Below are 11,653 nucleotides of genomic sequence, written 5' to 3' on the forward strand. Positions count from 1 at the left end.
TGATTATTTTTGGCTTAAAAACAGTAGTTTCAGACTTATTCATACGTTATGCTCGAAGGAGGGAGGAAACATGGCGCTTTCATCACCCAAACCGACATACAACACCGTTATCACCCCCGACTATCTCGAGGAGGACGTATATCCGGAGGAATACCCTGCCTTGGTAATCATCCACGACAGCAACTACGAGTATGTCCACCCACACTGGCATCGCGGGTTGGAAATCGTGCATTCGGCGAGCGGTGACGCGCGCTTTACCGTGGGCAACAAAGTCTATGACATCGAGTCAGGAGACACCCTGATCATCAGCCCTTATGAGCTGCACCACGCGTTGATTGACTCGCCTTACCGCGGAATTTCCGTGACCTTCAACGGCGATATCATTGCCAAACTCTATCCTTTCGCCGACCGTTACCGTTGCTCTTGGTTAGCACCTACGGCGAGCGACGACGACCGAGCCTCTTTGGTCGCCTTGCTCATGCGGATTATGGAATTGTCGAATCGTCAGGAACGCGACCGCAGTTTCCTCATCAACGCAGCGCTGTACGAAATGCTCAGCCTGCTATACACCAGATTTACCTGTGGAATCCGCCGACCCGAAGAGATAAGGCGAGGCCGCAACATCATCATGGAAATCATCGGGTACCTCAACAAGCATTACACCGAGCCGCTCAACGAAACGTTCGTCGCACAGCAGTTCGGCTACAGCCGCGAGCATTTCAGTCGGCTTTTCAAGCGCGCCACGGGCAACAGTTTCAAGGAATACCTCACCGAATTGCGCTGCGAGGACGCCCACGCCAAACTACTCAATTCGAAAAGCAGCGTCGCCGACATCAGCCGAGCCGCAGGATTTCCCAGCGCCACTAGTTTCAATGCCGCTTTCCGGCAGCGGTATGGGACGTCTCCACGCGAGTACCGCGCCGTGCGACATACGACGACGCACCGGACGTGAAAGACTGTAGTGAATCTCAGTGTCATATTGCCTCGTTTTAATCGCATCGATATGACATACCGATATACTGTAGATTAGTGAGCGCTTGCCGCACGAATTCCGCTGCGGCAACCCACGCGAAAACAAGCGCTTGAATGTATTATTTCAAGGAGAAAGGCCGACAATGACCGTCGCACACTGCACAACCGTAAGCGCAACTTCGTTGGGATTACCTGGTTCTTGTGCCATCCCCGAAGCGAAAAGCGTGATTCCCAAGCAGATGTTCTATATGAAGCCGCCGGTTTCGGCACGGCTCAAGCAGCGGTTCGTCAGCGACGTGGAATCGATTACCATGCTCGCACTGCTGCGGCCAAACACCATCAACGTCGCCGCAGGCAAGAAAACCCGCGAAATCCTGGTGATGGGCATTGAACAAAACTGCAAGGACGCACCGGTCGAGGTGATGGAGCATATCGCGAAACTGCGTTCGGCTTCGAATATCTTCTTTATTTGCATGCGCGACGCGAGTCTTGGCAAAGATGACGGCGACGCTCAAAGCGGCAGCACTCAAACAGACAGCAACGATTTGCAATGTGTCTTCGCGCTGCAACGCATTCTGCCCGTTCGCGCCGGGCATCAAGGCGAGGCACAGACGCAGACTTACGTCAGCAAATGGCAGGATCCCAAAACCGCTTCCCTATCGGTAACCGGCGAAACACTGGACGACGTGTGGCAAAGCCTATGCGCACAGGTGATTTTCGGCGACAGCGACGGCAGCAATCTGGACGCACGACTCGCCAAGCAGTCGGCGATTGCCGAGCTCACCGCGCAAATCACCAAGCTCGAAGGCGACCACGCCCGCGCGAAAGACGGCACCAAGCGCAACGAGATCTACGTCAAGCTTCACAAGGCCAAGAAACAGCTGGAAGAGCTGCAGCAGTAGACAAGTAGCGTAGTATCAAGATTATTTTTGATACCAATAGAGGTCGGTAATGGATAATTTTCATTACCGACCTCTATTGTTTGTATCCCTTAACTTCAGATGGAATACACCCTTACCCCATATTCGTGGCTAATACGGGCAGGATGGCCCTTCGGGTGCTGTGGGTGCCCAAAGATATCCTCATACCTGTTCTGGGCAATGACCTTTCCGGTTGAATCCTTGATGGTCAATACACCATTCCAGCAGCTTCGCCCTTTTTCAACCGTAAGCCCTTCGATATTCAAAGCCTTATCAGTATCCAAGATTGCTGACCTGTGACCTTCAAGGCGCTGACCGGTCTCTTCGTTCCATACGTCCCAGAAAATTTCGGCATCTTCAATGGCGACTTTACCGTCGTTGACCGCCACCACTCCGTTGACTTTCTCTTTCGTTTGGTCGAGGAAAACGCCAACCGGCTGATTAATCATCTCAAGCTCTCGGAATGCCGGCTTGGGCAAACCCCACCAATCAAGCACCCCATAGAAACTTTGCGGACACAAATCAATGAACATGAAATGCACATACCCCCAGTTGGGTTTGCCTTTTTGGCAACGGTAATGTTCAATGTAATACTTCAACAAACGAAGTTGATACTGCTGAAGCTCTGGTGCGATGGCTTCCATCTTGGAAATACGCTGACTCAAAGGACCAAGTTTTCTCAAATTGTTGAAATCACCAGGAGCATCAAAACCGAATTCCGTATTGAGCTTTTCCCTTGAACCATCAATATCGGTATATGGTTCCGGCCCGTATAAAGAACCGACATAGTTATGGCTATCTCCACTGGTCAGATCATCGGCACAGAATGAACCTTTGATAATCGGACGGGTGGGATCGGTCTCGCGGACAGCCTTATAAATACCGGGTCCCGGACGCACGGACATCGCATACCCATTGGTTCCACTCACCGCATCCGCGCCACCAGGCTCATTAAGGCAGATCCAGCAAGCCACGCACGGATGATAATCAAGTTGCTTGACGGTTTGCACATAAATGGAAGTGAAACGTTCGGCCCACTCCTCCGATTTGGGCTGTGTCCAGTTGTATTCGGAATCCTGAAGAACGGCAATGCCCATACGGTCGCAAAGATTGTAGAATTCTTCGTTTTCCACATGTACATGCACCCTGATGGCATTGAACCCGTCAAGCTTGATGGCCATGAGATCCCGTTCATAACGGGCTTGGGTCATGGTTGACATATAGACATCCGGGAAGTAGGAAGTGCCCCGCAGATACAAAGAAGTACCGTTGAGTTTGAAACGAGTAAGATCATTGCTTCGTTCCAACTCAAACTTGCGGAATCCAACAGCTTCTTCCAACACTTTGCGGCCGTCAAGAGAGACACAAACCGAATACAGGATAGGCTCGCCCAAGTCCCAAGTCCACCATAATTGAGGATTATCGACTTTAAGTGTGACTTCAAACTCTCCATCGGCGCTACCATGTTGCCCGGCCACTTTCCTGCCTTCACAATCGGATACCTGAATATCCAATGCCGAAGAGTTCCCTCCAACGCGTCCACGTACCGTAAGCAGGCCGGTTCCATCTTCTGCAATCGCAGTCGATACTCGCGTTCCACCCGCCAAATAAGAGGATTCCTTGACTTCGAGACAGACGGAACCATATATGCCAACCGGATTGACATCGCGTGCAATCAAACCGTCCGAATGCTCGTACGTGCCCTTTACCAGATTGCGCTCAACCTGACTTGTCCTGTTGTCGAATTTGTCGTCACGCACATCCGTGTCCCACGGAGAGGAGACTTTTACCATCAGGCAATTGCTTCCGGCTTTCAGAACATGAGAAACGTCAAATTCAAAAGGCGCTGAATAGCCTTCGTGTTGGCCCAGCAGCACTCCGTTCATCCAAACTTTCGCGTAATAATCGACATGTTCGAATTTAAGAACGCATGGCTTGCCCAACATGTCTTCGGATATGGTAACGACATTTCTATACCACCACGGAGCCTCGTTGAAGTAGCGCAAATCGCGCCCCCAATAGGGATGCTGAGCAAACAGCAATTGCAGATGCTCGAGACGGGAGATGGGCTCCCACTCCGAAATCTGAGGACCGATTCCAGTAACATCCGGGTCATCGTATAGATGCAGCCTTTCACCTGTATCATGAACGTCCTGGAGCACACTCCAACCCTGAGAAATATCAATTCTCATTAAAATTTTCCTTACTTTACAGCGCCAGCAGCCATACCGGCAATCACTTGCTTATTGAGGAAGAAATACAAAATCAATGTCGGGATCATGGAAACCACAATCGCGGAATAGGTGGCGCCCAAATCCGTTTGCCCGAACATACCCACGAAATCATTCAAGCCAATAGGCAAAGTCTTCATTTCCGGACTGGTCATGAACGTATTTGCGAACACGAATTCATTCCAGATAAAGACGAAGTTATAGGTAATCACCGTCACCGTAGTATTACGAGACAACGGTAGAACGATATTGGTAAATACCTGCCAGGTACTCGCTCCATCAATCCAGCCTGCCTCAAGCAACGAATCAGGAATGTCTTTCATAAAACCTGCATACAAATAAACGCACATTGGCAGATTAAAGGCCATCTGAGGGATAATCAAAGCCAAATAAGTATTATTGATACCTATCTTGTTAAAGGCTTCAAAAAGTGGAAGCAATGCTGCGAATGATGGAACCAACAGCCCCAGCAACAGGTAGGACATGACCTTGCCTGAACCCCTGAAACGCAGTTTTTCGATCGCGAATGCCGCTGGAGCTCCCAGCGCGATAGTCACCACGATGGTCACCACGGCGACTACTGAGCTGTTCAGCAGATAACGAAGCAGATTGGATTGCGAGAAAGCCCTCGCATAGTTGCCAAAATAAATGCCTTTTGGCAACTGATACGATAATCCGTTGGTCAATTCGGTCGGGGTCTTGAGCGAGGAAAGCATTACCCAGATAATCGGGTAAATCTGCACCAATGCGATGACGGCGATAATGGCATAGACAATCCCCTGCGTCGCTTTCCCGGGATGCATTTTCTTCATATTCATGATTACCCCTATTCATCCTTGCCAAAAAGCTTGCGAAGAATCCAAATGGCCACAAGGCATTCGACAGCCAAGAACACACTGATGGCGCTGCCATAGCCGAAGTTGCCGGAAAGGAAAATCGTCTTGTAAAGATACGTCGACACCAACTCACTGGATGAGCCAGGACCACCAGCGGTCAACACATACGAAACATCGAAGCCTTTGAGGCAGCCGGAAACGAGCATGACCATGCTGACCTCGACAACGGCACGAATGAGCGGAATCCTGATGTAAATCAGCTGTTGCCACCAATTGCACCCATCTATCAACGCCGCTTCCAAGACCTCCTGATCGACCGACTGCAAGGCCGCATAGTAAATCACCATGTAAATTCCAGCGAACTTGTATGCATCAATGAGCGTGACAAGGACCAGAGCAAGTTTCGGATCCGAAAGGAAGGCGTGGGGCTGCCCTCCGAAAGCCTGGATGATCGAGTTGAAGACTCCGGGAGGACTCACTGCCAAAAGCTGAGAGAAAATCTGGCTAATGGCCACGGAAGAAATGACACAAGGTACGAAATAAACCGTACGCATGAAATTGCGGAAATGCTCGATACAGATGAGCAGCAACGACATGACGAGACCGCCAAACATCTGAGCACACGTACCAAGCAAGGTGAAAATCAGATTATTGACAAAGGCTTGACGGAATACAGGATCTGAAATCATGTGTTGGAAATTCGCCAAACCTGCAAATTTCATTCCACCAATGCCATTCCATTTGAAAAGGCTGACCACCAATGTCCACAGGATTGGAACAACCACAATAATGGTGAATACAACCACAGCAGGCATGAAATAAGGCCATGCGGCACCCCCACCGCGTGTCTGCCGATGATTCTTGGCAGACACGCGCGGAGATACTTCAGCCTTGCTTAAATGCAACGCTGATCTCACTTCGACTCCTTGTTTTGCTTGATCGCCTGGTCAACGCTGCTGATGAAAGTAGCCTCATTGCCTTGGTTGACAAGCAGGCTCTGGCACTGCCGGCCTAGCACGCTCGTGGTGTTGCTGTCGAGCTGGACATCCCAAACCTTCGCGTACGTATTAACACCAGCGATATCCTTGAGGATGTCACGGTAAACCTGAGGAGCACCGGATTCGGTATCAGGCTTCACCGACGGAATCGTAGCGTACTTATTGAACGCAACATCACCATAGTTCTTGAAGAAATACTTCAGGAAGTCTTTGAGAGTAGGTGTCAACTTACCCTTTGAAATAGCCGTCCCGATACCGGAGTTTGCGAAGAAATCAGTTGGCTTTGTCTTGTCCTTGCTGCTGAGAATCGGCATACGGAAATAACCGATGTCGGACTTCAAGTTGCCGTCAGGACCAACAAGTTCAGGCAAATCCCAAGTACCGTCATAGGTCATTGCCGCCTTCTTGCTCTTGAACAGATTGAGCGAAGCGGTAGCGTCGGTGTTGGTAAAACCTTCCTGGAAGTACTGGGAAACGTTCTTCAGGAATTCTATGGCCTCTTTACCAGTAGGATTGCCCATAGAGACCTTGCCGTCCTTCAACTGGTCAAGATAAGTATTGCCAGTTTCACGGAATGGCAGCATACCGAGATAGCGATAGAACGGCCACTGATCTTTGCCATCAACAGCCAACGGCGTATACCCAGCCTGCTTCAGCTTCGGCAAGTCTTGCAGGAACTCATCAAACGTCGTAGGCGCTTCTGTGATATTCGCAGCTTTGAACGCATCCTTGTTATAGAAGAAATACTCGGCGTTAGCGCTCAAAGTAATCAGATGCAGAGAACCATCGTCAAGCTTCGGATAGTCCGTCGAAATCTTATAGAACTTGTTCTGCACACCAAGTTCCTTGTATAGCGCACCGATGTCTTCGGTCTTGCCATTGGAAACGAGCTGCTTGAAATAAGGATCAGGATCCGCGTCCCACATATCCGGCAGCTGGTTGCTTGAAGCCAAGACCTTCAGCTTCTGATTGTAGGAATTACGGTCGGAGATGTTCTGGAACTGAAGCTTAAACCCAGGATGCTTCTTCGCATATTCTTTGGCGATGGCATTGATGGATTTGATTGTCCCTTCACTCGCCGGACGTGCGCTCAGCCAAGTAATTGTGTTGCTGTCGGAAGATGACTTCGCATTGCCGCCACAGGCCGACATGCCGGCCAGCATGGCTACTGAAGCCACAATCGACAGAGCTTTTACCACTTTGCCACTTCTCATATACTCCTCCTTGATGTAAACGAGAGGTTGTCTTCTACAACCTGACAACGATGTCAGACATCGTTGTCAGCTATGATAGACTAAGAAACAATTAAAGTCAATTCACGAAAGTGTCTTACTGTGGAACCACCAATAAAGCCACCTTCAACACGAGAAGACCCTTTGCCTGTTTCGCGCCCAACCCTTCAGGACGTAGCACAATTGGCAAAGGTCTCACCCAAAACCGTTTCCCGTGTCATCAACGGAGAACGCTACGTTTCCAAAGAGTTACATGAAAAAGTGATTGAAGCGATCAACGAACTTAATTACCTTCCTGACTCGCATGCCGCCAACTTGCGGCGGAACAACAAACGCAGCAATACCATCGGGGTATTGGTGGGCTCTAAGGCCAATCCGTTTTCAAGCACCATCCATTGGGCCATCGACACAATTGCCACTCAACATTCAAATCTCGTGTTGGCATCAGCACTCACTGGAGATTCCGAGCAAGATCACAACATCATCACCACGATGCTGAGCCATCGTATCGACGCCTTAGCCTTGGTCACGCCAATCACCAATCAGTCATTCTTACTGCCCGAAGTAAAAAGAGGCCTTGTCGTCGCTTTTATCGATAGCCCGCCGTTGGGCATATCGGCCGATTCAATCATGGCTGACAATTTCCAAGGAGCTTTTCTCGCCACAAGTCATCTCATGGAACACGGCCACACAAGAATTGCCTATCTCGGAGCGGATCCACAAGTGTTTACCGTTCACGAAAGGCAACGCGGATTCCTTGAAGCTACAAAACAATTAGGCTCGAAAGGCAAAGCCATCGTAATCAATAATCTTGACGAGAAAACCGTATTTCCCGCCGTCAAACAGATTCTAGCAGGAAGCAATCCTCCTACAGCAATCTTCGCTGCTCAGAACTTGATTGCCAGAGAGACAATTCGCGCATTACACAACCTCAAGAAAGAACATGATGTCGCTTTAGTGGGATTCGACGACAATGAACTTTTCGATATCGTCGATCCTGCCATTACTGTCGTCGCACAAGATGCAAACCAATTGGGAACCGTAGCCGCACAGCAGATTTTCAATCGATTGGAAGGCGACACAAGCGAAGCTCACCATATTGTCTTGCCGACGAAACTCATCGAACGAGGATCAGGTGAGATTGCCCCGATCAATAACAGCAAAAAGAAATAAAAGGCAACATTTAGAATTTATTTACCGTTTAAAAATGGAATGGAGCCGTCTCGGAATTCTCGAGAGGTTCATCTGTCATCTCCCCGATTTACGGGATTGGTACCATCCATTCCGACAATCTGCCGATAGAGCTGATCCAACGTTTCCTCGCGACGGGCCTTGCTCAACTCACATTCCCAGACGACAAGCACCTTCCAACCGGCAGCCTCGAGTTCGGCATGCTGGCGGATATCGCGGTCGTGGTTGCGCACGAGCTTGGCTGTCCAGAACTCGACGTTGGACTTAGGCATCGAGAATTTCGTGCAGCCTTCGTGCATGTGCCAGAAACAGCCATTGACGAACACCATCGTGCGCCACTTGGGCAGCACGATGTCTGGATGGCCCGGATAGCGCTTGTCATTCTTACGAAAGCGCAACCCGCGTCGGAATAGATAAGAACGAACGAGGACTTCGATTTTCGTATTCTTGCCGCGAATATGCGACATCGTATAGCTGCGGGTGCCGCGTTCGTATTTTTCGGCAGTCTTGGCTGATTTGCCGGACTTCCTCGCTTTTCGGGTGCCACCTTTGCCGCGTTTCTTTGTTGACTTTGCAATTTGCTGAGTTTCTTTGGACTCCGCGAGAGCCTTTACCGAGCCACTTTTGCGACGTTTCGCCGACAGTTTCGCGGCCTCCCGAGTTTCCCGGGAATCTCCTATCTTCACCGAATCATCGTTGCCATGTTTCATCGACTGCTTTATAGCAACAGAAGTGTCGGCGAAAACGTCCTTCTGGGTCGAAGATGTCTTGTCGTTCACCGTTTCTGATTGCTGTGCCACAGTTCCATTCCACTTTCAGTCTGCGACAAATCACAGAAACGGACATCCCGGCAGGTTGCTCGCGAACGCTTGACAGAAGTCCAACGGAATCCAGTAATCCCGCGATCTATAGCCAGAAATGCCTTTAAATAGCTATATCGCCGAATCAAGAGTCCACTATATGAAACAAGTTTTCTATTTTTGAGACAACTCAATCAATTCGCCCAACGTCTACCTAGCATGGCACTCAACACCAAAAACAGAGAAAGAAGTGAGAGAAGATGGAAAAGGTGAAAAAGGTAGCGGATTGGATCACGAAATGGTTCACGCTCATCGTCATCGTCTGGGCGGTGTTCAATTATTTCGTGCCGCAAACCAGCGAATGGGCCAAGCACGACACGAGCTGGCTTCTGGGCATTGTGCTGTTCGGCATGGGCCTGACGCTTTCGCTTGACGACTTCGCACGAATTCTGAAGCAGCCGCTAATGGTGATTGTGGGCACAGTGGCCCATTACGTCATCATGCCGCTCGTCGCCGTCGCCCTTTGCTGGATATTCCATCTCGATGGACCACTCGCCGTGGGCGTCATCCTCGTAGGTTGCTGCCCATCCGGCACTTCGTCGAATGTGATGAGTTTCCTCGCACGCGGCGACGTGGCGCTTGACGTTTCCATCGGTTTGCTTTCCACGCTGCTTGCGCCGTTTATGATTCCGCTTTTGATGCAGCTGCTTGCCTCGCAGTATGTGGCGATTCCTTGGCAATCGCTGTTCCTCACCGCCGTCAAAGTCGTGCTCATCCCTGTCGCCCTCGGCGTAATCTGCCACACGATTTTCAAGGACAAGATTTCGAAGGTGACCGAAGTACTGCCCATCATCTCACAGACTGCGATTCTCCTGATCATCGGTATCGTCGTCGCCGCCAACCACGCGGGCCTCTTCAGCAAGGCCACCGCGCTGGCCATCCCCGTCGTCATCCTCCACAACCTTTGCGGCTACGGACTCGGATTCGGCTTCTCGCGACTCATGTACAAGGTTTATCCGAAGGGCTTCGGCTACGCGCAGCAGAAGGCGATCACCTTCGAAGTCGGCATGCAGGACTCCGGCCTCGGCGCGACTTTGGCGTTGACCTCGTTCGCCGCCGCACCGATCACCGCGATTCCCTCGACGTTCTTCAGCGTCTGGCACAACATTTCCGGCTCGGTGCTCTCCTCCTGGTGGCGTCGTCACGACGAGAAGAAGGGCTTGGTCGCTGACGATAGCGAAGCAAACGAAGCCCCTAACGCTAAGGCAGACAACGCGGATTAATCGCTACAGAAATCGCTGATGTACACCTCCTTGTGAATCATGGATAATAAGTATTTTTTTGAGCATGATTCACAGGGAGGTTTTCATGAGCAGGCTGAACGGCAAACGCGCAGAGGCAGAAGAACAAGGGCTCAAGGTCAACGTCGCGATTCTTGGGGCCGGAGGCATCGCCAAATCGATGGCGAACACACTGGTCGAGATGGCCGGCGATTCACGGTATAGCAACTTGATTGAGCCTTACGCCGTGGCCGCACGCGACGCCGATCACGCCTCAGATTTCGCGCAAAAGTATGGGTTCGACGTTTCCTACGGCTCTTACGACGAACTGCTGGCCGACCCGAAGGTCGACCTCGTCTACATCGCCACGCCGCACGCGCTGCACGCCGAACAGGGCATCGCGTGCCTCGAGGCCGGCAAGAACGTTCTGGTCGAGAAATCATTCACTGCCAACACTTCGCAGGCACAGAAACTGCTCGACGTCGCTAAGGAAACCGGTCTACTCTGCACTGAAGCCATCTGGACGCGCTACATGCCTTCGCGTGGTATCGTCGCCGACCTCATCAAGTCCGGTGAAATCGGAGAGGTACAGGCCGCCACTGCCAACCTCTGCTACCCCACCACGCACAAGGCCCGCATGACTGACCCCGAAATGGCTGGCGGCGCACTGCTCGATGTCGGCGTTTATCCGCTGAATTTCTTCGACATGGCGCTTGGCGCTGATACCAGCGAGCGCAAGATTTCCGACATTTCGACCTCGATGGTTCCTTACGAAACCGGCGTTGACGCCACCGATTCCATCGCGCTGCACTATAACGACGGCGTGATGGCCACCGCCACGGCTTCAATGCTTTGCGCCTCTGACCGTTCCGGCGCCATTTGGGGTACCAAGGGCTACATGGTCTGCCAGAACATCAACAATATCGAGGGCATCAATCTCTACGACCTCGACCACAAGCTGACCCGCCACGTCGACGTTCCCGCCCAACTCACCGGCTACGAGTACGAGGTCGCAGCTTCCGCCAACGCCATCCTCGACGGTAAGACGGAATGCGTCGAAATGCCCCACGCCGACACCCTGCGCATCATGAAGCTCATGGACCAGATTCGCGGTAAGTGGGGGTTGAAGTACCCATTCGAATAAACAGAAGCAGGTTTCAGCAAAACAGCAAGTTTAAAAATACTTTTTAACC

General features: G+C 51.1%; 10 protein-coding genes. 5 read left to right on the forward strand and 5 right to left on the reverse strand.

Annotated features, from left to right (window positions below; all coding sequences use genetic code 11):
- Positions 1-70 precede the first annotated feature (70 nt).
- Positions 71-952, forward strand: coding sequence for an AraC family transcriptional regulator (locus tag OZX72_RS07250; RefSeq protein WP_277158029.1), 882 nt, complete (start codon positions 71-73; stop codon positions 950-952).
- 163 nt (positions 953-1,115) lie between these two features.
- The gene (locus tag OZX72_RS07255; protein WP_277158030.1) at positions 1,116-1,874 is read left to right on the forward strand and encodes a DUF4391 domain-containing protein; all 759 of its coding nucleotides are present in this window, start codon (positions 1,116-1,118) and stop codon (positions 1,872-1,874) included.
- Positions 1,875-1,969: 95 nt separating this feature from the next.
- Here the strand turns inward: OZX72_RS07255 and OZX72_RS07260 are convergent, their stop codons facing one another.
- The 4 genes from OZX72_RS07260 to OZX72_RS07275 are packed head-to-tail and all read right to left on the reverse strand — an operon-like array spanning position 1,970 to position 7,171.
- Complete coding sequence (locus OZX72_RS07260) at positions 1,970-4,084, reverse strand: sugar-binding domain-containing protein (RefSeq protein WP_277158031.1); 2,115 nt, start codon at positions 4,082-4,084, stop codon at positions 1,970-1,972.
- An 11-nt stretch (positions 4,085-4,095) separates the two neighbouring features.
- Positions 4,096-4,941, reverse strand: a complete 846-nt coding sequence (locus OZX72_RS07265; protein ID WP_277158033.1) for a carbohydrate ABC transporter permease — start codon at positions 4,939-4,941, stop codon at positions 4,096-4,098.
- Between the two features lie 8 nt (positions 4,942-4,949).
- Positions 4,950-5,876 (reverse strand): sugar ABC transporter permease, encoded by a 927-nt coding sequence (locus OZX72_RS07270; RefSeq protein WP_277158034.1) that lies wholly within the window; start codon positions 5,874-5,876, stop codon positions 4,950-4,952.
- The gene (locus tag OZX72_RS07275; protein ID WP_277158035.1) at positions 5,873-7,171 is read right to left on the reverse strand and encodes an extracellular solute-binding protein; all 1,299 of its coding nucleotides are present in this window, start codon (positions 7,169-7,171) and stop codon (positions 5,873-5,875) included. Before OZX72_RS07275 ends, OZX72_RS07270 begins: the two co-directional genes overlap by 4 nt.
- A gap of 201 nt (positions 7,172-7,372) precedes the next feature.
- Here OZX72_RS07275 and OZX72_RS07280 point away from each other — a divergent pair, with 201 nt between their 5' ends.
- The gene (locus OZX72_RS07280) at positions 7,373-8,362 is read left to right on the forward strand and encodes a LacI family DNA-binding transcriptional regulator (RefSeq protein WP_277158036.1); all 990 of its coding nucleotides are present in this window, start codon (positions 7,373-7,375) and stop codon (positions 8,360-8,362) included.
- Between the two features lie 68 nt (positions 8,363-8,430).
- On the opposite strand, the gene vsr is transcribed toward OZX72_RS07280, so the two are convergent.
- The gene (vsr, locus tag OZX72_RS07285; RefSeq protein WP_277159406.1) at positions 8,431-8,847 is read right to left on the reverse strand and encodes a DNA mismatch endonuclease Vsr; all 417 of its coding nucleotides are present in this window, start codon (positions 8,845-8,847) and stop codon (positions 8,431-8,433) included.
- 593 nt (positions 8,848-9,440) lie between these two features.
- Between vsr and OZX72_RS07290 the strand changes: the two genes are divergently transcribed.
- Together OZX72_RS07290 and OZX72_RS07295 are read left to right on the forward strand one after the other, a co-directional pair.
- Positions 9,441-10,463, forward strand: a complete 1,023-nt coding sequence (locus tag OZX72_RS07290) for a bile acid:sodium symporter family protein (protein WP_277158037.1) — start codon at positions 9,441-9,443, stop codon at positions 10,461-10,463.
- Positions 10,464-10,548: 85 nt separating this feature from the next.
- Positions 10,549-11,604: a Gfo/Idh/MocA family oxidoreductase gene (locus OZX72_RS07295; protein ID WP_277158038.1), complete on the forward strand. Its 1,056-nt coding sequence runs from the start codon at positions 10,549-10,551 to the stop codon at positions 11,602-11,604.
- Positions 11,605-11,653 lie beyond the last annotated feature (49 nt).

This window comes from Bifidobacterium sp. ESL0769, assembly GCF_029395495.1.
Taxonomy (GTDB): Bacteria; Actinomycetota; Actinomycetes; order Actinomycetales; family Bifidobacteriaceae; genus Bifidobacterium.